Annotated in this window: 18 protein-coding genes; 9 read left to right on the top strand and 9 right to left on the bottom strand. The window is 35.4% G+C overall.

The genetic code is table 11. The annotated features are described in order from the left end of the window. The first annotated feature begins 3 nt into the window (after window positions 1-3). The 7 genes from AC27E9_RS15860 to AC27E9_RS15830 all read left to right on the top strand — a co-directional run bounded on the left by AC27E9_RS15860 (window position 4) and on the right by AC27E9_RS15830 (window position 8,398). Window positions 4-996 (top strand): polysaccharide deacetylase family protein, encoded by a 993-nt coding sequence (locus AC27E9_RS15860; RefSeq protein ID WP_487131867.1) that lies wholly within the window; start codon window positions 4-6, stop codon window positions 994-996. Next, entirely contained in the window at window positions 993-2,168 is a 1,176-nt protein-coding gene (locus AC27E9_RS15855; protein WP_487131865.1) for a carboxylate--amine ligase, read from the top strand. Before AC27E9_RS15860 ends, AC27E9_RS15855 begins: the two co-directional genes overlap by 4 nt. A gap of 1 nt (window position 2,169) precedes the next feature. After that, the gene (locus tag AC27E9_RS15850) at window positions 2,170-3,843 is read left to right on the top strand and encodes an asparagine synthase-related protein (protein ID WP_487131863.1); all 1,674 of its coding nucleotides are present in this window, start codon (window positions 2,170-2,172) and stop codon (window positions 3,841-3,843) included. A gap of 106 nt (window positions 3,844-3,949) precedes the next feature. Further along, window positions 3,950-5,041 (top strand): GNAT family N-acetyltransferase, encoded by a 1,092-nt coding sequence (locus AC27E9_RS15845; RefSeq protein ID WP_487131861.1) that lies wholly within the window; start codon window positions 3,950-3,952, stop codon window positions 5,039-5,041. Between the two features lie 71 nt (window positions 5,042-5,112). Next, window positions 5,113-5,850, top strand: coding sequence for a hypothetical protein (locus AC27E9_RS15840; RefSeq protein ID WP_487131859.1), 738 nt, complete (start codon window positions 5,113-5,115; stop codon window positions 5,848-5,850). 12 nt (window positions 5,851-5,862) lie between these two features. Next, a complete protein-coding gene (locus AC27E9_RS15835) occupies window positions 5,863-6,888 on the top strand; it encodes a glycosyltransferase family 4 protein (protein ID WP_487131857.1) in 1,026 nt (341 codons plus the stop codon). A 4-nt stretch (window positions 6,889-6,892) separates the two neighbouring features. Further along, on the top strand, window positions 6,893-8,398 hold the full coding sequence (locus AC27E9_RS15830) for an oligosaccharide flippase family protein (RefSeq protein WP_487131855.1): 1,506 nt from the start codon (window positions 6,893-6,895) through the stop codon (window positions 8,396-8,398). Between the two features lie 86 nt (window positions 8,399-8,484). Here AC27E9_RS15830 and AC27E9_RS15825 read toward each other — a convergent pair whose 3' ends face one another. The 3 genes from AC27E9_RS15825 to AC27E9_RS15815 are packed head-to-tail and all read right to left on the bottom strand — an operon-like array spanning window position 8,485 to window position 11,407. Next, window positions 8,485-9,780 carry an O-antigen ligase family protein gene (locus tag AC27E9_RS15825; RefSeq protein WP_487131854.1) on the bottom strand — a complete coding sequence of 432 codons (1,296 nt, stop codon included), beginning with the start codon at window positions 9,778-9,780 and terminating at the stop codon, window positions 8,485-8,487. 22 nt (window positions 9,781-9,802) lie between these two features. Beyond that, window positions 9,803-10,870, bottom strand: a complete 1,068-nt coding sequence (locus AC27E9_RS15820) for an acyltransferase family protein (RefSeq protein ID WP_487131853.1) — start codon at window positions 10,868-10,870, stop codon at window positions 9,803-9,805. A 27-nt stretch (window positions 10,871-10,897) separates the two neighbouring features. Continuing rightward, window positions 10,898-11,407 (bottom strand): GNAT family N-acetyltransferase, encoded by a 510-nt coding sequence (locus AC27E9_RS15815; RefSeq protein ID WP_487131851.1) that lies wholly within the window; start codon window positions 11,405-11,407, stop codon window positions 10,898-10,900. 142 nt (window positions 11,408-11,549) lie between these two features. Between AC27E9_RS15815 and AC27E9_RS15810 the strand changes: the two genes are divergently transcribed. Together AC27E9_RS15810 and AC27E9_RS15805 are read left to right on the top strand one after the other, a co-directional pair. Then, window positions 11,550-12,251 (top strand): SGNH/GDSL hydrolase family protein, encoded by a 702-nt coding sequence (locus AC27E9_RS15810; protein ID WP_487131850.1) that lies wholly within the window; start codon window positions 11,550-11,552, stop codon window positions 12,249-12,251. 3 nt (window positions 12,252-12,254) lie between these two features. Next, entirely contained in the window at window positions 12,255-13,328 is a 1,074-nt protein-coding gene (locus tag AC27E9_RS15805) for an acyltransferase family protein (protein ID WP_487131848.1), read from the top strand. Window positions 13,329-13,350: 22 nt separating this feature from the next. Here the strand turns inward: AC27E9_RS15805 and AC27E9_RS15800 are convergent, their stop codons facing one another. The 6 genes from AC27E9_RS15800 to AC27E9_RS15775 all read right to left on the bottom strand — a co-directional run bounded on the left by AC27E9_RS15800 (window position 13,351) and on the right by AC27E9_RS15775 (window position 24,563). Continuing rightward, window positions 13,351-14,829 carry a right-handed parallel beta-helix repeat-containing protein gene (locus tag AC27E9_RS15800; protein WP_487131846.1) on the bottom strand — a complete coding sequence of 493 codons (1,479 nt, stop codon included), beginning with the start codon at window positions 14,827-14,829 and terminating at the stop codon, window positions 13,351-13,353. Between the two features lie 204 nt (window positions 14,830-15,033). Beyond that, complete coding sequence (locus tag AC27E9_RS15795; protein WP_487131844.1) at window positions 15,034-17,778, bottom strand: PKD domain-containing protein; 2,745 nt, start codon at window positions 17,776-17,778, stop codon at window positions 15,034-15,036. Window positions 17,779-18,362: 584 nt separating this feature from the next. Further along, complete coding sequence (locus AC27E9_RS15790; protein ID WP_487131843.1) at window positions 18,363-19,370, bottom strand: THxN family PEP-CTERM protein; 1,008 nt, start codon at window positions 19,368-19,370, stop codon at window positions 18,363-18,365. 199 nt (window positions 19,371-19,569) lie between these two features. Continuing rightward, entirely contained in the window at window positions 19,570-20,886 is a 1,317-nt protein-coding gene (gene xrt, locus AC27E9_RS15785) for an exosortase (RefSeq protein WP_487131841.1), read from the bottom strand. Window positions 20,887-20,944: 58 nt separating this feature from the next. Then, entirely contained in the window at window positions 20,945-23,629 is a 2,685-nt protein-coding gene (prsT, locus tag AC27E9_RS15780; RefSeq protein ID WP_487131839.1) for an XrtA/PEP-CTERM system TPR-repeat protein PrsT, read from the bottom strand. Window positions 23,630-23,711: 82 nt separating this feature from the next. Next, window positions 23,712-24,563, bottom strand: coding sequence for a ThiF family adenylyltransferase (locus AC27E9_RS15775; RefSeq protein ID WP_487131837.1), 852 nt, complete (start codon window positions 24,561-24,563; stop codon window positions 23,712-23,714). Window positions 24,564-24,651 lie beyond the last annotated feature (88 nt).

Here is a 24,651-nt window from a genome sequence, read left to right as displayed (position 1 = left end):
TCTATGTATCATCGCTTCCAAGAAATATTAAGTAAGGTGCTTTTATATACCAAAGCAACAGACTTTCTTTGGAAGCGACTGCCTTCGGGGTTGTATGTTTTTAACTATCACCGAATAGGTGTTTCGGAAGCAAGTGGTTATGATCATGCAATTTTTTCATGCTCAAGTGAAGCATTTGATGAACACGTATTAAAGTTAAAGAAAAACTTTACAATTATAAATTGTGCCCAGTTAGCTGAGATACTAGAACAAGAGGCCTTAACTGATAAGCGATATGCAATAATCACATTTGATGATGGTTATGTAGACAACTATACGCATGCATTTCCTATTTTAAAAAAACATAATGTGTCAGGCAGCTTTTATATAGCAACAGATTTTGTCGACTCAAACCATATTCCTTGGTGGGATGAAATTGCTTTTATATTAAGAAATTCGTGCGGCGAAGCATATCAACTGCCTTCGTCGAATAATTCTTTTATGCTTGATAGTACAAATATAAATCAAACGATACGGCAAATAATGAATGCTGCGAAATTATTACGCGACTATAGCATTTTAGAAGTATTAGATGATGTCAGAGCTAAGTTTCCTACGGCGGTAAAAAAGCTGAAATTAACAGAGCCTAAGTTATTTATGAATTGGTCACAAATTAACGAAATGGCTAATTCTGGAATGGAAATTGGCTCGCATACTCTCAGTCATCGTATTTTATCCCAGCTAAGTAGAGAAGAACAAAAGCAAGAAATTTCCAATTCAAAAAAACTAATTGAAGCCAAGCTTTCTTGCCAAATTACCTCTATTGCATACCCAGTTGGTCGATACCATTGTTACAATCAAACATCTTTTGAGGAAGTCAAAGAAGCGAATTATTTAATTGGCTTTAACAACGAGCCAGGCTCTCATCGCTCTATTAGTAACCAATTTGATATTAATCGTTATTGTGTCGCTAGAGATGATATCAATTATCTTAAATTTGAGTGCTGTTTTAAATGATAGAGTCTACTTCATTAGTTATTGTACTTTCGGCAGGGCCTAATGGTTTAGGCGCAGTAAGAAGTTTATATAAAGAGAATGTTAACGTATCAATTATTACTGCTAATCAATTAGAACCAGTAATGAGCTCTCGATTGCCTTGTCAAAAAGTGTTGCTAAAGAAAGGGTTAGATGCAGAAGAGTTGTTAGCGGTCTTGTTAGCATGGCCAAATTCAGGACAAGTGCTGATACCGACATCTGATTGGTATGTAGATTTCTTAGTAGCACATCAAGATAAACTCTGTGAAAAATTTAAGTTCGTGCTGCCCAAAGGTGAACTTTCAAGTAAGTTTATAGATAAACGAGCTGAGGTTGAGCTTGTTAAAGGTTTTGTTGAAGTTCCAAAGTCGATTTTAAATTTGCCTAGTAGCGTAGAAGGGTTACTTGACGTTATCTCGCTTCCAATCATTATTAAACCTCGCTCTAATGAACTTAACCGAATTGGTCAAAAAAATATTCAAATCCATAATAATGAGCAATTACAGGGGTTTTATAAGAAGTACTCGGGAGTTTTGGATTACTGTATAGCTCAGGAAATTGTTGTTGGTGATGATGCTAATTTATGGGTATGTAATTGCGTTTTTAACCTTAAAGGTGAGCTAGTTAATGCATTTACTTTTCAGCGCTTACAATTAACACCGCCACATTTCGGTGTGACGTGTTATGCAAAAAGCAAAGTTAATGAAGAAGTGCTTGCACAAGTGAAGAATCTAGGAAAAGGGCTTGGTTATATCGGTCCCGCAATGGTGGAGTTTAAAGTTGACGATCGTGATGGAAAATATAAATATATCGAAGTAAACCCTAGATTAGGTTTGTGTAATTATTTTGACACCAGTTGCGGTAAAAATAATGTTTTTGCTACTTATTGTGTTGCTGTTGGTCAGACATTTACTGAGCAGGCTCAGAAGGACAATAGAATGTTTTTGAGTTTCTATGAAGATCTTTATTCTCGCTATCGTGACGGTCAAAACACCTTAAGTATTTTATCTACTTATCTTAGCAATATCTTTAAGTCACATACTTTTATGTATTTTGCTTGGAGCGATCCTTGGCCGGCTTTTGCCGTTGGTTATCGCCAATGGAAACGTACTGTTCTGTCAGTTGTTAATAAATTTACTAAGAAGCCAAAATAATATGAATGGTTTTGTCGTTACTCAGAGCAAAAATGAGCCGGTGATCACAAGCACAAATGAAGAAGCTGTCAAATTAGGCCAATATAATTACCACATTAAAGCTGGTGATTGTTATTTCGAAACACTTGATGATGGCAGCATATTTATTGTTGATGGCTATATTTTTCCTGATAGCTTTAACGTATTGTCTGCGGCATTATCATCGGGAAACACCGAAATTCTTTCTGAGCTAGAAGGGCACTTTTCCGGATTATATATTAGCAAAGACAAGGTACTCGCGTTTAACGATCGCTATGGCGGTAAAACGATATTTTGGCAGCAACACCAAGCGTCTGTTATTTTTTGTTCTCGTAGTCATCTGATGCCCATTTATGACCTTAAGCCATGTAAAGAAAGTGAGGCTGAACTTGTAAACTATCGATGGACATCCGGAAGCAACACGTTGCTAAGTAGTATTCAGCAATTAGAAATACATCATCTCGGTGAATTCCTTGCAAATGGTTTAATAGAGCGAACAAACTATTGGCAGTTACCAGCGCTAAAGACTAATGATTTACCCGATAGTAAAAAAATATTAGCGACAAAGAAGGCATTAGTTAACTGTTTGAAAAAGGCTAGGCAACGATACAGCAAGGTCGCCGTTTTTTTGAGTGGTGGCGTTGATTCGTCTATTTTGGCTGCTTTAAGTAAAGAAATATTTGATGATTGTTATCTACTTACGCCAATTTTCAAAGGTGAAGAAAATCCGGAACTTGAAAATGCTAAAAAATTTGCTCAAACCCTAAACCTACCTCTGCATTTAGTTGAAGTAGATCCTGATAAACTTTGTCATGACCTAACCACATTGCTGGCACTTAAGCGAGAACCGCTAAGACATTATAGTTCGTTAGCTATGATGGCTATGATGGCTTCAATACCTGAAGAGTATAAAGCGATTGTTTATGGTGAAGCCGCAGATACACTATTTGGTTCAAATGCCATTAGGCGTGTAGTAACCCATGCAAAATGGAAGGAGCAGTCAGCTTTTTTGCCTTCATTTGCTCTTAAAATCTTGAGAAAGGTGGTCCCGGGTAGAGCCAATATCTTGTTGAAATTAAAAGATCTTACGCTGGAAGATATAATGGCTTCCGCAATGAAAATTAGCTACTCCGAAAAAGAAAAGTACTTCTTAGCACAGTTATCGGGTGCTGAAGAGGTTTATGTTAATGCGTTTGAAAAAAATGAAATGGTTGACCTAAGGCAAGCAACGCAAGAACGTGTGTTAGCAAATGATGCAGGAACACATTTTTTAGAGGCTGAATTAATTGCTCAACTTTATGACAAGCATATTATATCTCCTTTTGTGACACCTGAAGCGGTTGCCGTTTCTAGTTCGTTAACCGAGCAGCAATATTTTGGTGACGAGTATGTTAAGCCAATATTGCGTGAACTTGCGTGTGAGTTCTACTCTAGAGGTTTGATTTACCAACGGAAGTTAGGCTTTCCTGTGCCTTTTGTTTCATGGTTACAAGGGCCACTGGCCGAACTTGTTGAAGATATTAAAGTAGAGCGTGAGATGTTCGATGGAAGTTTCTTTGATGATCTTGCAATTGAAAAACATTACGAATTATTTTGGCTAGCAATAAACTGGCAACTAGTTAAGAATAACTTTATTAAGCAATCGGCTAAAACTTGAAGTGTATGTACTTGAAGGTTAGTTTACTCGACACAGTTGTCAGCAATATTTATTGTTATATTTTATGGGGTTGCCGCCAAGTAAGTATAAGTAAAGCTGAAATTTCATGAAGAGTATATGTGTCAATGTTTTAACAGGAATTGAACAGCTTGAAGGGTATGCTGAGCAGTGGGACTATTTCCGCCTACAATATAGCGCTGATAATATCTGCTCGAGCCATATTTGGTTATTAACTTGGTGCCAGATATTTTTACAGCCAGATGATGAACTCGCCATTCATTGCTATTTTCATAATGAGCAATTAATTGGCATTTTTCCTGTTTATAAGAAAAAAATCACTGCAGGGTATCAGTTGCGCTTTATTGGTACCGGTGAAAAGGAAGTCGAAGAAGTCTGTAGTGAATTTCAGGATTTTATTATAAGCCCTGCTTATAAAAGTGAACTGCTTACTTTATTTAGTCGAGCAATAGAAGGGATGTCTGGCGTAGTCTCTTTAGCGTTCGATGATGTCCTAATAAATAGCATAGTCGCAGGTTGGATATCAAATAAGGATATGCAAGCTTGGTGTCAAATGAAAGCTTTAGCTGGTAATCGTTATATCATTCCAGTCGCCGAAGATGATGGTAAGCAACTTAAGAGCCTAACGAGTAAAAGTAGTCAACGGCAAGCAAAAAAATATATTCAACATAGTGATTACCGTGTTGTTTATGCAACTAACGATGAGCAAGTACAACAATTTTTTTCTGAGCTGAGCGCCTTACATAATGCCAGTTGGAAATCTCGTGGAAAAGTGGGGGTCTTTGAAAATAAGAATTTCTGCGTTTTTCACCAAAAATTAATAGGAAAGCTTAATCATCTAAGTCAGTTAGTGTTATTTAAGATTATTTACAAAGAACAAATTATTGCTGTTTTTTATGGCATAAAATGTGGTTCTATTTTGCAGTATTATCAAAGTGGTCTAGTAAAAATTAAAAGTATTCCTTCAACGGGTATGGCAATGCATGTTGAGGCACTTCGATATGCAAGAATGCAAGGGTTACAGACTTATGACCTTATGAAAGGTGCTACCGATAGTTATAAAAACCGCTTAACCGAGCCTGGAAGTCAAGTTAGTAGTATTACTGCATTTAAGAAATACTATTTTTGGTTGCCATATTATTGGCGTATTCAAGACAAATTGAGCATATTATTTAGGTAATTAGCATTATAAAGTTAGCTACAACTTAGGTACAATGTTACGACAAAATCAAAGGATTCGATCAGTTTAGAATGAAAGAAAAATTAGCGAAGATAAAACAAATTTGGCAGATGATTCGCACAATGCCGAGAGTTGAAATTAATTTAATGAGACAAGCCTGTGAGGGTAATGATCCATTCTATGCACGAATCACAGATGAATTACATAATGAAGTGAATGGTCGTCATCCAAAGCTGCCACTCATTAGAAAAAAGGTCTATGGTGTCGCTTTATATCAACTAGGTGAAGAAACCGATAATTATTTAAAAGCTGTAGAGAGTTCGGCGAGACGAAATTTCAAAAAGGCGATACGTAATGGCTACACATTTAAGCGTATAGATTTTAACGAATATTTGGATGATATTTGGGACATAAGACGCTCGGCAAAAGTACGCCAAGGAGAAATGCCAGAAGACTTTGTAACTAAACGACCTGTTGAAGTTTATGTTCCTAAAAGTAATTCTAAAACTCATGATTATCCTTATTTTGGTATCTTTAATAATGAAGGTAAATTGGTTGCTTATGCTGGATGTATTGTTGCAGGCGAGTTAATCGAAGTTGAGCATATATACGGTCATAGCGAATTTCAAACTGATGGCATTGTACCTATGCTATATATTTCTATTGCTGGTTATGCTGTCACTGAGTTTCCTCAAATTAGGTGTTATGGCTATGGGACATTTTTGGGGGCAAGCGACACCATGAAACGCTTTAAGAAGAAATTTAAATTCTTGCCTCATAAAGTTACCTGGAAATTAGGCAACAAATAATAGGGAAACCATGTGCGAGTATTACATGTTGTTAGTAGCTTAAATGTTGGAGGGGCTGAACGCTTTGTTATTGATTTAGCAACTCAACAAAAAAATGCACTGTCAGTAGATGTTGGTGTTTTATCAATGGGAAAAGCTGGCGAGCCCTTAGAAGAAGAGATAAATATCGCTGATATTTCGCTATATTTTGCAACTGCAATACGTGATATTCGTCAAGTAGTTAAGCACTACGATGTGATCCATATTCAAAGTAGCCATTGTTTACTTAGAGTTATGATTGCATCACTAGGCTTGTCTGTGAAGCTTATTTATACCCGTCATAATGAAGTGGTGCATCAAGGCCATAAATGGCAAGGGGTGTACTTTTTCGCTAATTTAATGCTTCATAAAATGCTCTTTGTAGCTGAAAAAGCCAAAGATAACTATTTGCGTAAATACCCCCAATACACAGCTAAAGCTCAAACTATCTTAAATGGCGTTTTGCCTATTGATAAGATGACGGAGCGAACATCTATATTTCGGCTCGGCCATGTAGGTCGTTTTGTACCATTAAAATCACAGCATGTGCTTATTGAAGCAATTGCGGAGCTTCCAAAAGATATTCAACCTATGATTGAAGTTTCTTTTTTTGGTACAGGGGAATTAATGGAGAAAAACCAATTATTGGCAAAAACACTAATTCCGAAGACAACTACTCGGTTTCATGGTTTTGAAACGAATCGAGAGATTATTTATAAATCATTCGATGTTCTAGTTGTTACGTCAGAAACTGAAGGTTTGTCATTAGCCATTTTAGAGGCATTTGCAAGTGGGACTCCTGTTATTGCGTCAAATGTTGGTGGTAACCCTGAATTAGTTAAAGATAAAGTTAACGGCTTTTTGTATGAGTACGCTGATGCAAAAGCGCTTTCACTAGCCATAGAAAAACTAATGGATGCTCAAACCTACAAGATTTTTTCCGATAAATCACGCCAGCGCTACTTAGATGAATTTTCTATGGAAATATGCGCACTAGAATACTTAAAGAGTTACCAGTAATTTTATGAGAACAATATTTCAAGCATCTTTAGCCGCTATTAATCTATATAGTGAGTATTTTCTCGGCTTATTAGTTTCTATTATTATCGCTAGAAATTTATCAACGGAAGAATATGGCATCTATTCTAGCGCTATTTGGTTAGCAGGTTTAGTAACAATAGCAATTAATGCGGGTTTATCGATAACTGTGACGAAATTTGTTGCTGAATTTAAAAAGAACAACCAGCAGCAGCTTAGTAGTTTACTTGCCTTTATTCGCAAAGTTTTAATTAAACGTATTATTTTTGTGGTAGCTGTTTTCCTTCTCCTCATACTTTTCGATGTTAGTGCGGTTACTGTTCCTGTTTGGCTTATCTGTACGCTATTGGTTTGTGCGGTATTTAAAGCAACGTATATCTATCAAATTTCGATTTTTAAAGGTTTACAGCGTTTTGATGTGCTAGCTAAAACAAGCATGATAGCGAATCCAATTAACCTATTGAGCGTTGCAATATTTGCTTATTTCGCGCCTTCGATTGAAGGCTTTTTAGTTGCTTATTGTATTGCATGTTTAGCATTTGCATTGAGCATTTTATCCTTTAAAAAACAAATGCCAGAGGGTAATACTGGTGTTCTATTAATTGGAGAAGATAAGCAGCGCATAATAGGGCAAATATATGCAGCTTCTGTTATTATTTTCTTCGGTGCTTTAGTTTTTAGGCAAAGCCAAATTTTAGTTTTGGAAGGAAGTGGTCTGTTCTCTGAAGCAGGGTACTTTAATATAGCTTACATTTTAGCGACCTCAGCCGTTACTTTAATTCCTGGTATTTATCAGGAAGTTTTATTACCTAAGATAACTCAAGCAGTGGGTAATAACGGGCTAAAAAGCAATGTATTACAAGCTCAACGTTACTTAACAATTTTATGTTTATTGGTGTTAGTGCCAGTGTTAATGTATGCCGATGTTGTTATTGATATATTTTATGGTGAAAGATACCAAGACGCTGTATTCGCTTTGCAGGTATTAGTTGTGCTCAGAGTTATTGTTGTTATTAATGATGGGGCCAATTTAACTTTAATTAGTCATGACCGTCAAAGAATTATGGCGAAGGTAAACTTTTTTCTTTTCTTAATTGCCGCTGTATTGAGTTATTTAGTTACACCACTATATGGCGTTGAAGGTGCATTAGTTGTTTATGGCATTTTAATCTTCTTATTAGTCATATTTTATAATCGAATTGCTAAAGGTGACGGTTACTGCTTGATGCCTATGAAAGTGTTCTTTTCGATAATTGGTGCTGCCGCGTTAGCGTCATTGCCAAGTCTGACTCTAAACCATTACCTTTCTGGCATATTATCAGCTATTTTGGGCAGCATACTCTTTGTTTTAATATACGTAAATCTATTATTTGTAACACGTGGATATGATAAGTCTGTAGGCTATATCTTAGTTCAAATAAAGCCTAAGTTACCGAGTTTTTTACATAATTATTTGTCTTGGAGTCTTAGTAAAATTGATTCCCCTCCTTAATATAAATCTTCTATTTAATAAGTCTTGATTCATGTGCTTTTGGTGGAATTATGTGTCAGTTAGAGGTACTCGGAATTTCTAAATAGCTAAAGTAATAGGTTAGTTGACATCCGATTAAACAGATATACAAAAACCACAAAACCACAAGATGAAACTATGAGCTTGATTAAAGATGGCTCTAAAATATATTTATGGTAGTTCTCAGGATTATTGACTCGGACATATGCCATTAAAATTGCAATATAGAGAAATGGTAAGAGTACATAGGTTCTGGAAATAAAGAATATAGAGGTCATTATTCCTACTAAGCCACTAGTTAATGCTATCATCTCCATTTTGACTAATTTATTTTCTTCTGCATAAGCAACTTTTATTGCTGTTGATATCGAAATAATGAAAAGGCTTAAATAGGCTGTAAAGCCGAAAATACCTGTTTCTGCAAATGCTAGTACAAAGCTATTATGGGTAGTTATGAAGTGGTATTCCAAAAATTGCTTGGCTCCAATGCCAAATACAGGATTCATCCTAAATAGGCCTAGGGCTTCTATCCAAGCGTAAATACGACCCATTGAGCTGGTATCTCCTGAAGTAATTTCTGAAAGCCTACTCGGTCCAGCAATAATAACTAGCATTCCCAATACAGCAATAATGACAAGGGCTTTAATTGACTTTTTCTTAATAATTACAAAGGAAGAAATACCGGCAAGTAGCGCTACCATGGTACCGCGAGAGTTTGTGAGGTAAATCGTATAAACTATAAGGCAAAGTGAAAGTAACCAAAATATTCTTGAACTTGCTCCTAAAGGGGTGAAAAAACACCTATTTATAATGTAAGGTATAAATGCGATTAATAGCATACCTAAATCATTCGGATCACCAAAAACACCAAACCAAATTACCTGAAAGGCCCTTATTGTCGCAATTCCATCTTCATCACGGCTCGTTAAAATGCCACGGGAATAAGGCTCAAGGCCTCCCCAGTTAACGCCGTTAGTAACTTGTATATGACATTGGAAACATATAAACAATAAAGTAATTATGAATACTAAAATTAATTTATTAATTTGCTTCGGATTGTTAATTGTCGCTTGAACAAGCATAAAAGTTATAATGATGGACAGCAGTTGTGTGAAGTAGAGTGGAATTGAATGAAACTTGAAGTTAGCAATACTTGATACAATAACGGCTAAAACAAACCAAATAAGAAAGTGGGTTGTTCGGTCAATGTTGGCCTTACTATCTTGACTAATTATTTTTCCAAAAATAATTAAAATTCCTAAGCCATTTAGTAGCATGTTCCAATTGAAACCTAAGCCAGGGATCCACTCTGCTGGTCGAATTAAATACACCACAATAGTCAGAATTAGTACAAAATATCCCATAAATGTTGACTCGTCTTTTGGTTTAGCTAGGTTTATTCAGTGTTTTAATTCCTTGAACTGGCGATCTTAATATCAGCTTAATATCAACAAAAAACTGAGAAATAGATCGAGGCAGTAGCAAGGCTTTAAATATAGGGGTTTTATCAATAATAACGCTGGTTATGCAGCTCAGGGTTACAGTAATAATAAAAACTATTACACCGCTTTCGCTAATCTTTAAAAAGTTAACTAGCATGATATAAAACATTTGGTGTGATAAGTAGATCCAGATGCTATATCGACCGCAAAATGCAAGTGCATCTGTCAACTTTTTGGGAACGACCCGCGTTAAATATAAAATACCGGGGTAAGAAAAAAGTAATATCGTGATGTAATATGCGTATTGGGTGAACTCCAGTGCTGTAGGAATAACTCCAGCGAACATTAATAATCCAGGGGGGACCAGTGGATTAATTATTATGAGCAGCACAAAAATACAAAATGCTACTAAACCATACTTATCATCTTGAGTAAATTTTTGATGAATTTTCTGGTAAATACAGCCAACAAAATATAGAAAGAAAGCAACATGAGCGCCGAAAGGGAATTGTGCTAATGTATCTTCATGCAATAAACCGATGAACATATTGCATCCTGCCATTAGTAACAAAAATGGCCACCCTATTCGCATGTGAATATACCGTAATAGATAAATAAAGCATAGACATGGTAAGAACCAGAAGAAAGCAAAGCCTGATGCTTCTTTAATAAAGGTTGTTGATTGCCAAAATAAGGCGATAGCATATGATTGAGTATGTTCACTCAATGATAAATTATTAAAAATAAAAAAATTTAATACCGTTGCAACACTTAAAAAGAAAAAGTATGGAATAAAATAACGGTAGTATTTGTCAATATAAGCTAAAAAGTTAGTATCTTTAACTTCACGTGTAAAAGTCAATAACATAAAACAACCAACACAGAAACTATTTACTATAGGCCTTAATGCTGGCTCCACAGAGGTAATTAGTAAGTTGTGCTCCAAAACAATCAATAATTCTAAAATACCTTTTACGGCGTCTAATCGTTGTACTCTTCTATTGTTATTCATAGTGATTAATAACTCTTGTTCAGCTAACTATTCTGAATCTCTTAAATAACTTGATTTGACGGCGCCAAACGCTGATTTTTCAATAACCTTTTGCATGGCGTAGTTATCTTCCTTAGTATCAATATATATCTTCGAGTATTGAGCTTTATTTTTTAGGTATATTACACTATTGATCAGGCCAAATGTCGCGAAACCTTTACCAGCAAATGATTTGTCCGTATTTACTGGGCCAATGACACAGTCATCTTTTGCTATCGGATAGTGGTTACATTGACCATAGGAAATCAAACCTTCAGAAGCTATCGTGTTATGAAACTTTACAATATATAGTGCGTTTCGCTTTGTGAGCAGTTTAATGAGCACTTTTAACAGCTCTTTCGATAAACCAAATCGCTTAAGCAATATAAAGAAATTTTTACAGGTTTCCATAAATGTATCAATAACCTCGAATTGAGCGTTGTCGGTACGATTTATGTCTGTATCGGTCGAATAAGGAACATCTAATGAGGCTTCAAGATAGTAAATATATTGTTTCATTTTGGCGTTCCTTGCTATGTTAGTTTAGAGATTGGCGATAGCTCTAATACATATATTCTTTGATATTATTATTAGCTCTTATCTTATCAGATAGATATGCTACATAATAGTCACATAGTATTTTCTAATTGGGTAAAACTTTATGCGCAAAGGTTTGATTTTTAATTCTTATTTAGTTGCCATACATATTACTATCGTTGTTATTTTGTTGAACTTAGAAACGGTAAGTTACTTAAAGGCATCAGTCATTGGTCAAAATAGTTTACAAACACAGGCTTACAAGAAAACTCATACTTTTTATAAAAGGGTCAGTCAAAACATTTCTGAAAATAGTAATGTATTCATAGGAGATAGCCATATTCAAGGATTAGCTGTTTCAGCTATTTCAGATAATGCTGTGAATTTCGGAATTGGTAAAGATACAATACAAGGTCTTAGTCGTCGAATTTTGGATTATGATCTACTTAAAGGAAATCATCGCTTAATTTTATCAGTTGGTGTCAATAATTTATGGCGAGAAGACGTAAGTAGTGCATTGAAATATTTTAAACAGTTACTCGAAGTAATACCCGATAGTACTCACGTGCTTATTTCTGCGGTATTTTTTGTTGATGAGAATTTGACAGGTCTAAGAAACTCTAAAATAGTATCCTTTAACCAAGCAATAAGGAAGCTAGTAAGAGAGAGAAATAACGCCAATTTTATTGATATTAATAAGCAGTTGGTTGCCAATGGTCAGTTGAATGGTGAATATCATATAGGGGATGGTATACATCTAAATGAAAAAGGTTATGATATTTGGATAAATACCCTAGCTGCTAAAATGTCGCAACAAAAAAGGTAAAACATGGGAAGAATACAATATTTAGACGGACTTCGTGGCATTGCCATTATTCTCGTGATCTTTTATCACGCTTTTTCGCGTTGGGGGGAATCTTTACCCTACGGCAATCAATATTCTAATATCCTTTTCGAACAAGGCTTTTTGGGTGTCCAGCTATTCTTTCTTATTTCGGGCTTTGTTATTTTAATGACGCTTGATAAGACTCCATCATTCGGTAATTTTATTTATCGACGTTGGCTTCGATTATTCCCCGCTATGTTAATTTGTAGCGTAATTATTGTTATAAGCGCCGTTGTTTTTACTGCCAGACCAAATGGCGACGTTGAATTTATTAACTTAATTCCTGGATTGCTATTTATTGAGCCATATTGGCTAGAAAAAGTATTTGGTATTCCGTTTCAGAGTATAGAAAGTGCTTTTTGGTCGTTATATGTCGAGTTTAAATTTTACATTATTGCAGCGTTGCTATATTTTTTTATGAAGGATAAAAAGTTAGTTTTTAGCTTATTTGGCTTATTTGTTTTTTGGGCAGTCATTAATGTGCTGAATAACTTTGTTAGTAACCCTATTGTTTACATGCTCTTTGCTTTAAGCACACATTTAAGCTTGTCTTATTTTGGCTGGTTTGCGTCAGGTGCTTGTTTTTATCTTTTCCACAAATCACAACAAAAATTTTGGTTTATGTTAGGAGCCATTATGGCATTGTTAACTGCGATAATTTTGTACTTCAACAGTCCTAGCACTATGATATTTGCAATGGTATTGTCGTTAATATTTGCAGCATCATTTGTAACATCTTGGATACAACGTATTTTGGCGCATTCATCAATAGTTTTTGTTGGTTTTATTAGTTATCCATTATATCTCTTGCATGAAAATATGATGATTTCAATCTCTATCCAATTACCTAAGGTTTTTGAAAGTATGCCATTAGTTTTAGCCCCTTTATTGGCTATATTACTGATTTCTTTAATTTCATATATCGTAACGCGCTATATAGAGATTAATACCAGAAATACTATTCGAGCAGTATTAGTAAAAATTTCAACTAAAAGAACCTTAAAAAGTCCATCTTAGTATAGTGTTGGAAGTGTATAATCTATCTATCTAGGGAATTGACGGCTAAAGCTCCTAGAGAATGGGGTAATGTTCTTTTTTGATTAAGAATATCGTGAATAGGAAAAGTAGCTTGGCCACCCTTTTTATTTTCAATGGCGTCAGTTTTATTTGCTACCGCATAATAATGAATTAATCTCAGAAATGCTTCTCGTATGGTGAATGAACCATCAGAAAATTGTTGTTTTTCACCTCGCCAAGTTGGCGTTATAAGTTGCCCATTCTTATTGAATCGCGGGTTTTTAAGAATCCTTGAATTGTCATTATTAGGGTTTATTTGATCTAGAAGTGAAGAAGGAAGTTTAGCTCCACCATTCCAATAAACATTGTTTTCAATATGAAAACTTCCTAAATGATGTATTAGTGTATCAGAGAAGTCATTGCTGCTCTCAAATGAGCCTTGACCCATCGTTGCTGTCGGATCGGACCAAATATTATTAAATAACTTGATGTTTTGAGGTTTCTTATTTTTCCGTTCCTTTGTCACTCTGATAGCAAATGCGCTACTTGGAAGATCTCCTGATACTGTATTGTTATAAAACATAATATCTTTCGCACCTTTTACCATTAGTGGCGCACGCATCGTATGTTGACTATTACCTAGCATTAAGTTGTTAAAGATTTCAACATTATGCGCTTCATAATAAGGCTTTCCATCTTCACCTATTAATATAAAACCTTGTCCGTGAGAACCTTGCCAATTGAAGAATATGTTACGATTGATTTTAACGTTTTCCGAGCCTAAAAAACGATCTTCTTTGCCATTGCTATCTTTGACTACGATGAAACTAGATGATTTTTTTGTCAGTATCCGGCTACTTTTTTTAAAGTCATTAAAAAATAAATTATCACTAATATGAATATTGGCGACGCTGTTAATATCAATATGTTCATCTGAATCGCCTTGGTTATAAAACATATTGCATTCTATGAGAATATTTTCTGCGCCATAATTTATTTTCAAAAGGTCATTATTGTAACTATCATGAATAATATTATTACGGAGACTGATATTTTTGACATTTTCGCCACCACTGCCGTCAATGTGAACTACCAATGGGGATGAATCCATATGATCGTGCGTTATTTCAAACCCTTCAATGGTTATGTTAGATGCGTTTCTTGTTAATGCTATGACTCTTTGGTTATGTGTGAGCTTTGTTAAATATGGATGTTCTGCTTTGATTAGTAGACCTTTAGGAAATGCTTTTCCTATTCTAACTCTACCTTTATAAGTGCCTGGCTTTACTACAAGAGTGTTACCGTCAGGGATTTTATAAAGAGCATATTTTATGGTTTTCCATGGGGCCGCTCGACTTCCATCGGCTTTATAGTCAATACCATCATTAGAAACGTAGTACGTTTTACCTATATGAGGGCTGCTTTCGCATGTGTTTGCTCTTAATGAAAATGAGAAAAGGAGTATTAAAGATAAGAAAAAGCTACAGTATTTAATGTTCATTTTATAAGCTCGACATGTAAGGGCACTTTCTACTTTATTTGGCAGTCATTTAAAGGTAAAGGAGTACAATCAAACTCAATTACCTTCATTGGAAAACTATGTTGCTCCGCAAGTAAATTGCAGCGCCAAACCGATATTTCAGGCCTTGTAAATAGATTAACAGCCTAAAATGACTGCCAATTTTCACTTACTCATAAAAAGTATTTAATCAGTTGTAAAACCTAGCGCGTAAACGATAGCATCTTCAAACTCTTCAGGCTTATTTATTTGTACATTTTCTATTAGCTGACTAGGGTTTCTATTAAATAAAAGTATATACTTACCTTGTAATGATTTAATTGCTACACCTAAAACATTGTCTGAAACTATATACCCATTTTCCTTTGTCATAATAACTGAATCTATCGATAATTGTTCGATTGTTGCAGTTCCTGATTCAGCGAAGCTAAGAGATGTAATAAATTCATTTTCCAGTAAAGGTGGGTTGTTTGTTACTTCAAAATGCCATTTTTTTTGGTTGTCTGGCATTTGATACTCTAGAGCGTCTTGCCATATATTCTTCTCATCAACTATTTTGATTTCTGCATTGTTGGGTAGGAGAACTTGATAAACTAACTGCTGATTTTCAGATTCTACTAAATAACTATTGGGTTTGTCTTCTAATACGACAGGGGAAGTTTGGGTATGCTGAATTAATTTAACCCAACGTGTGTGCTCCATACCATCCGCTAACCCTAAGTCTTTATAATTTATTAAGTCCTTAATTTGTTTTTCATCTGTAACAATATGGTCATAGACAATAACTATATTCGGTTTGATAAATGCCATTTGACGGTTTACTAATTTTGCGTAGGTAGTTGCAAAATATCCACTCATATTATAAGTTTTTGTTGCGTCAGCAGAGAGTAATGTGACGTTATTGTCGTCAAAGGTATAATTATATTTTGGAGGGCCTGCGGGCCTTCTGGTTGGGCTGCTAGAGCCATCTGCGGCATTTTCGATTAGAATGGTATTGTGAGCTAACCCACTAGTAGCGGCACCAGAGTAACCTGTTGCTTCTTTTGTAATCCATTTTCCCTTGTGAGCAATATCGAAGCTTAATGTGTCTTTATGTTCTTGATCAACTCTTAATTGGCGATTTATGAAATATAAGTTTGTTGCATTGTTGCTCCAGTTATCTCTGGATGATATTAAACCAACACCCTCTGCAAAGTGAAAAGTACTTGTGTCAGCTATTTCAAAATTGTAGCTTAATGTTGGATCATGAAAAAGTAAGCGATCAAAATGTGTAACCATTGAACCGGATTTAAAGCCATTTTTGTCAATGATTTTACTAAACCATTCGTTTATTAAAGCCATATCTTTCTCGTCATCGAGAACAGACATTAGCCCTAAAGCAAACTCGTAACGGTAGTCATCGGCAAGCTCATCGTAATCCACAGCATGCTCTTCGGAGCCGTATTTATATACACCAGTATCATTGGAAAGTGTTTGATGTATTAAAGCACTCATTGCCTCTTTTGCATAGTTAGTTGGAAATGGGATTCCTCTTTGCTCTTTATTAATCAAGAATGTTTCTATCCAGTGACCTTGAGTCGCGGGACTGTAATCACTACCTTCAGCCCAAACTCCACCTTTCATAATGTCTTTCATATAGTAATTTACTACATATCGTTCGAGTAAGGTATCTCCTGTATCTAAGAGAAGTTGTCCAAGTTCGCTATGTGTATTTGATGCAGATAAGACATAACCCAATAAGGTTAAATTCTTAGTTATTGACGTTACATCATCTGTATCTACAACTCTTAAGGCTTTAAAGTTATTGTTGTAATCTACGTGATTTAACCAGTGTTTACTCCATAATGCGAGAATATTTTCTATTCGACTTTGCTCGCTTTCTGAAATAAAACTTTTTATCCAACTATATCCCATAATTGCCCAACGAGCATTTACACGAAATAAATTTCTACTTTTGTAGTACTCCCAGCCTATATCCGCTTTACTGAAATATGCGTGATTAAGTAATTCTATAGCACGCTTAATATATATATCATCGCCAGAAACATAGTAAGCGAGTGAAAAAGCAGCTGCATATTCGCCAGCATTGTAAGGTATTTTATTAAAATAATTGGAGATTTTACTTTTCAACGCTAACCATGCAGTATTATCTTTACTAATTTTAATTTTTACTTTATTAATTCTTTCTTTAGTTAATAGTAGTACATGTTCAGGAATATCTAGCTCGGCCGAATTTACTGTAATATCGACATTATCACTATGAATTTGACCTAAGTTATCAGTGACTGTAAATGATAAAGTTATTATTTCGGCTTGATTTACTTCAGGTGCAATAAAAAATATTTGTGAATTCGTAGCGTCCTGAATACTTACTGTTGGTCCAGATATTTGCATCCAAGATGTTTCTTTAATTCCTTGTGACTCAATTATGTATTGCCCCTCTAACAATACTGACTCTAGTGAAAATACAGTTTGATTCTCGCCGGCCTCTGCAATAGGTGGGGGGGGCAATTTATTTATAGTAATTGATACGCTATCTTTAATTTCATTATTTTTACTATCAATTACAATGAAATCAAAAGTTATAGTGTATTTAGTTTCATTCTCAGGAACACTTGGTGCGATGAAAATTAACTCTTTTGATTGCAGAGTATCGATATCTATTTGACTTGCATCTGTTTGCCGCCAGAAAAACTCTACAATTCCGTCAGGGTTATTAATTTTTGCTTGTACTTTTACTTCAGTTAATTCAAACGCTTCAATGTTATTGTCTAGTGATATAGATGTAGATGCAGGAGGGGCTGGTATTTGAGAAAGTGGTGTAGGAGCTAATTTTTCATCCGTTTTTGATGCTTGTGAACAGCCTTGTAATAAAGCGCAGCTAAATAAAAAAAAAATTGCGACCATGTGTTTAATATTAGAACGGAACATTAGTAATTGCATTTGATTATCTACTTTGAATCAAGTTTAGTTGATTGGCACACCAGTTGGAACAATTATTGACGATTTTCACCAATACACAATAGTTTCTGCGAGTGTTTAGCATTGTGTTTAAGTGCTCATTCTTCGTTCGACATTAATTCTTTATTTAGCCATGTCGTGAAAAATAAGAAATTTCCCCGAAAAACAGTGTATGACTACGATATCGATTTAACAAGATCGGAAATATATGAATATAGCATTTTATAGCAGTTAGAGAACTTTTTTGGCCAAATATTAAGTAATGAGATACCGACAATTTAAAGTAACTATAGCGAATGAAATTGTGAGGTTATAGATACGATTGAAAATGTAATGAGAAACTCTTGGAAAGTATCTTTAAGATCAGATGATTAAACTAGATTTACTCAGATTATCTGAATCTGTTTTAAACCCGATAATTTACGGGCGAAATTTTATAACCGAATAACCTTTGAGTAAAATAGATAGAGCTTTCACTGATACGCTAATAATAAATTTTAATGTGAAAAATAAAAAAACCGGCTCAGTTGCCGGCTTTTATTTTAACTTACAAATTATACGTTTCGTTTTCTGCGTCCTGCAAAACCTGTTGCAAGTAAACCTAAACCAAATAGTGCAATTGTAGTTGGCTCTGGAACTGTACTGATTCTAAATTGTGCATCCAATACGTTTGTTCTTTCTTCTACTGTAACAAAACCAAAACATGCTGGCTGTCCATTTGAACATTCATAGTTTGCTGGTAATGTCGTTAAACCAGATAGACGTGTTGTTACGAAGTATTCAACATCGTTCCAACCAGGGATAGGGCCATTAATGTCTTGTAAAACAAATGGCACAGTAAATTCAATAAAGTCAGGGCCAACAACAGGGACTAGTGGTAGGTTTTCTAAACCTGTAATTTCAAAAATATCACCACAACCATTGATATTGTCACCTTGTGAGTTTGCTTCTCCGTTTGGACAGTTCACACCGCCATTTGGTGTTTCGAAGAAGTTAATACCAAACTCTAATTGTGGAGCAAAGTATGGTTGGCTATCAGTTAATAACGCATCATAAACTAAGTCATCACCTTTGCCTTCCCAGTCAGTTGGTATTAGCGCTAAACCGTCAAGTACTGATGCACTAGTTAATGAGTCACCAATAATAACCCAATTTTCATGAGTGATTGCTGTACCTTGACCCCAAGCACCGTCAGTTTCTAATGAATCATTAATTGGGCTATCAATGCTTAGTGAGCTTTGTGGGTTACCTGCACCAGCTGCTGGTGTACCCCAAGTTAATGATGTTGAAAGAGCGTTATCGCCTGCAACACCATTTGCAAAGTTACCATCAGTATTTAAGATGTTACCTGCATTATCAGTAAGATCATTTGCATCACCACCAGCTGAATTGCCGTTGGCCACCACATCATCATTTGTTGTTGCGGTGTTTGTAGTACCAGTATGACCAGCTTCAAAGCCCGCTTGGTTTGTATAAGACCAGTTTGTAATAAGGTTGGCATTCGCTGTATTTGCTAGACCAGCGATAAGCAAACCTGATAGTAATTTCAATTTAGTGTTCATGCTTCATCTTCCTTAGAATTAATACAGATTTTATTCGTTATTTACCGATTAAATGCAGATGGTGTGCCACTTTTGAAAAGTTGTTTTTAATCAGGTGTTTGCGGTGTCTATGTTGGAGAGTCTCAAACTGTTTGTAAAATTATTTGACAGCTGGTTGTTGCAATTTGCGATACCGTAAATCAATAAATGATTGTTAGAATTACAATCGTGTTGCGTACCATTTTAGTCGAGTTTCGCTTGGTCCTAAAAGAGAGTTAACAAGTTTTGATTTTTTCAATGTCGTCAGATTGTTTGTTACTACTGCGTTGCTAGCAAATGAGTATATAACTTTGAACTTTTGATTATTTTTTGAAATATGTAAGATATTAGTATCATTTTTGCGATATGCTTTCTCTACTCGCCAACCTAGTGGTGTAAACTTGTTCAAGTAGTTATCAACAGCGCCTTCGATACTTCTCCCATCATAAACATATTCGATTACGAGCAAATGTTCATTGTTTGAAGTAATAATGCAACTTGCCGCAGGAGCCGCTAGCTGAGGCACCGGTAGTGTTAAGAGTACTGTGCTGCAATTATTATTAGCAATATCAGGTGTTGTAAATAGATTACGTAATGGTGCAGATATAAGTGTTATAAATAACATGACGACAAAAATAGCTTTAAAATTAACTCTTGTCGTTACATGGTGGCTTTTTCCATTATCTGCTGGCGCAACAAATCGTTGACCAAAATAAAACAACCAGATCATAAATGGCATATAAATATACCAGCCAAAGCTATTATGGTCTTGCATAAGGTCGCTTTGCATTTCAGTAAAGTGGCCAATCATAATAAGTGCGGTTATTCTAAGCCAATTGGTTATCAATGCTCCAACAACAGCAATAAATAAAAATGTGAGTGCATGGCTATATTTGCGGATATTGAGAAAGGTAAACAAACTAGATATTGCAAGAGACACAATCAAATAGCGCAAGCCACTACAACCTCCAGCGATTTCAAAAACCCCCGAGGGGATTGAAATAGTATTACCTTCAACAAAAATAGGTACGCCACTTAAATTCATTAGGTACGTTACGGCATATGTTGAAATACTTTGCAGAATGTTTGTTGCTGCTCCCCAAACCGGTATTAGAAATATTAAGAATAAAGCTGGGAATACTAATTTGATTGATGGCTTGAAAATGACTGTGGTTACTGCAGTAATGAATAATACAAAACTAATGCGATAACCTGTTGGAAATTGGGCATTCATCGAAACCCATAATAAATAGCCAGTCAACATTACCGCTAAAAAAGGAACTACTTGCAAACTTTTGTTGAAAACCAATTCTTCTGATTTAAATAATAGAAAGTACAAATACATGCTAATAAATGGGATTAAAAAAGCGTGTGAATATGTACCATCGTCGAAGCTATAGCGCCATAGGTTTTCAAGTATGGGTAATTGAGTAACAGCAATAGCCATATAGACTATTGCCAATACAATTAATGAATTAAAACGTTTCAAAGAATCCAAATATCACCAAGTATTAATTAAGCGATTAGTAACTGTTCCCATAACAACAAGCAACATATTATTGTGCTGTTTTTTTGCTAGATTTAGCTGCATGTGCTTGGGCTAAATGTTTCTTAATAGATTCATCATCTTTATCTAATGATCGGGCTAATTCAAGAACTTCGATGGCTTGTTCTATTTTGTTTCTCTTAATTAAAATAATACCATAGGTGTCTAGCACTTGAGGGTGCTTGGGCGCCAATTTTATTGCCTTTGACGCATAGGTTAATGCACTGTCATACTGAGCTTGTTCATAATATGTCCAAGCAAGATTGTTGAGCGTTACAACATCATTTGGTGATGTTCTGAGTACCTGTAAATACCCTGAAATGGCTTTTTGAGGTTTATCGTTAATGTAAAGCTCAGCTAAAAGTTTACTAAAAACAGTACTTTCTCCGAAGGCATTTTGCTCGTCCTGCAAAAATTGTATTGCGTTTGAGGCTTGCTTGTTAGCTTTATAAGCTGTAACGAGCATAACTCCTACCGCTTCTTTCTTATTAGCTTCATATGAGCGAGTAAATAATTTAATAGCATTACTATACTCTGATTTTGCCATTGCCAGCTGACCTTTGATACGCAAAAGCAATGGATTGTTAGCATTTTTATTCGTTAACATATTTACTTTTTGATTAGCAAGTTCAATTTGTTGCGTTGCAAATAAATAATAGGCTTCAAGCGATTGAAGCTTAAAGTTATTTTTAAGTTGCTCTTTAAGCAAACCAGATCTAATAGCCTCTAATGCTCCAGAATAGTCTTTCATTTGATCTTGAAATGCTGCTTGATGTAAATAAGCTGTTTCATTATTAGGCTGTGCTAGTTGCCAATCTTGATAAAGCTTTTCTAACTGTTCAGTTTGCTTACTTGCTAGCAATACTGCCGATAACGCACGGAAGTAAACGTTTGGTAGTTCAGCATAATTAGCATTTTTTTCTAAAATATTAATAGCTTGTTGGTATTTTTTCTCAACAGCTAATTTCCGCGCGAGAATAATTTTAGGCCAGATGGCTGTTGGTGTTTGTTCAATAAAGGTGGATAACTTATTTTTTAGTTCTGCTTCATTTTTTAACTGTAAAGCGTTACTAATCGCTAATCGGTATGCGAATGGATACTCTAAGTCTAACGCAAATAATTTATCTAAATATTGGTTTGACTTGTCAAATGCTTGCTGTTCTGCAGCAATAACCGCGAGGTTGAACAAAGGCACAACATCTTTCGGAGAGTTTTGGTGAGCTTGCGTAAAGTAGCTAACGGCTTGTTCTTGATCTTTTGCTTTCAGCGCTATATTCCCTCGAAGAATTATCGCAGCATTATTAGTTGGATCTTTAGCAATCCAATCATCGGCAATACTTTTTGCTTTTTCGATATCACCATTTTTTATATGTGTCATTGCCAATGCAATGTTAGCAGCCTTAAAGCTAGGGTCGATTTTTAAAGCATCGGTAAGTTCATTAATACCTTCGTTATCGGTGTTTTGTAGTTTTAACATGCCAAGCTGTGATTTTATTTTCACATCGTTTGGGGCAAGTTCACTGGCTTTCTCAAACATTTCAATGGCTGAAGTTTTATTACCTTGCTGTAGAAACTCCATACCTATATTGGCATAAACACCTGAGTCATTAGTGTTATTGGCAAAACCCGCCAATGAATCTGCTAGCTCATCACTATAACCTAGCTTAACTTGTAGTATTGCAAGTACCTGGTGCACTTTATGGTCTTTGGGTAAATTATTACTAATAGCGTTAAGTGAAGAATAAGCCTGTTCATCGTTTTTTAATTGATAGTGGCTCAAACCGGCGATCATTTGTGCTAAACCATTATTGGTTGAATTGACAACACTTTCAGCAAGCGTTTTCGATGTTTCATAGTTGCCTTCAGCGTACTCAATTTGTGCCGCTAGAGTATTAACTGTCGGATGATTTTCATTAACTTTGCGTAGTTCACTAATGTGTACTTTTGCTTCTTCGAATGCGCCAGCCCGAACCAAATTATGTGCAATAATTGTTTTTATACCAACATTTTGTGGTTTTAATTTATAATATTCATTATAAGCATCCGCGGCGGCTTTAAATTTCCCCGTATTACTTAAAATACTACCTTTTAATAGCCAAGCTTCTTGAAATTTCGCATCTTGTTCTAATAAACCGTTAACAAGTGTTAGTGCTTCATTATTGCTATTTTCGTAGACAGCGACGAAGGCTCTGCCTAATACGCTGTGTTGTGAACTGCTACTTAAGTCGTTTGCGTCTTGAATATTCTCTTTTGCTTTGACTATATTATCTAGGCTTAAATTTGCCTGTCCTTGAAGGAGCAGTGAATAAATTTGATCGTCAATACTTGAAAATTGTAATTCAGCTAAAGTATTCTCAACCTTATCAAATTGGCTAAGTAACAGCTGAGTTTTAGCAAGTAATAAAGCCGCTTGCTCATTTTGGGGATTTGATTTTAACGCTCGAATGAACTCTTTCTCTGCACCAGCAAAATTATCGGCTTCTAGATATATTTTTCCTAACAGATATCTTGCATCTTCATGGTTAGGGTCGTTTTGCAAAATATTTTTTAAATTAATAGCGGCTTCGCCGTTATTGCCATTTTTAATTGATGCTTGAGCTTGTGTTAGTAACGTTGCATTGTCTTTTGGTGCTGAACATGCCGCTAAAGCAAAAACAAAAGCGGATGGAAGCAACTTACTAAAATATCTGTTCATTATAAATCCCTTTACCTGAAGGTATAATATTAGCTTGAAAGTATACTGAGCTTTTATTTGAATACAACCATTGTATTAGATATCACTTGCAGACAATTTTTTTAGCAATATGAAACATAATACGAGGGAAAATTCCTGCATTGCCAAATGGCCGCCAGGTTTTGGTAAATTTATTACGATAAGCGTCAAAATGTAGGCCATACGGAGCAGCTAGTACTTTTCCACGATTAAGTAATATTTTTAATGCATAAGTGCCGGCAATGCCAGAGCATAGATTTACAGCCATAGGGGTTGATGGCCCACGCTTTTCTACAAAACTAACGCGAGATTTGTCGACTAAATATGGTCGTTGTAACATTGCTGGAGAGAGGCCAATTAGAAATTGAATAAGTTGGTCTTGTTCAGATTTACCTGCAAAGCGAAAATATTCTTCATAGGACATTTGACCAGGCATAAAGCAGAGGAAAGCGCAGCCCATACCTAAAGGTGCAGCAGTTATTACAGGAATATTTTTTTCATAACATTTTTGAAATACGGTTTTACGAGCTTCTAATGCAAAAAAATCAAGCGCATCAACATATATATCGACGTCTTCGAGAAATTCATCAACATTGTGAGCAAATATTCCGTCCGGGTACGATTTAATATTTGCGTCAGGGTTTATGTCGAGAGTGATATTTTCCATTACATCAACTTTTTGTTGTTCGAGCGTTGACATAAAAGCGCCAGATTGACGGTTAAAGTTATGTACTTCAAAGTCGTCGAAATCTGAAATATTAAAGTTTTCGATACCGAGGCGTGCAAGGTTTACTAAATGTGATCCGCCAACACCGCCCATTCCCGCAATTGCAACTTTCTTATTTTTTAATTGCAGCTGCTCATCTTCTGTGACCCAGCCTATATTTCTAGAAAATGCTTTTTGGTAATTAAACATAGATATCCTTAGCATTTAAGAAGGCATTTCATGTAATAGACGCCATATACTTAAAGCAATGGCGATCAGATACAGTTACCTTGTTTTA

Source organism: Colwellia meonggei, assembly GCF_057537295.1.
This window is presented reverse-complemented; position numbering and strand designations above follow the sequence as displayed.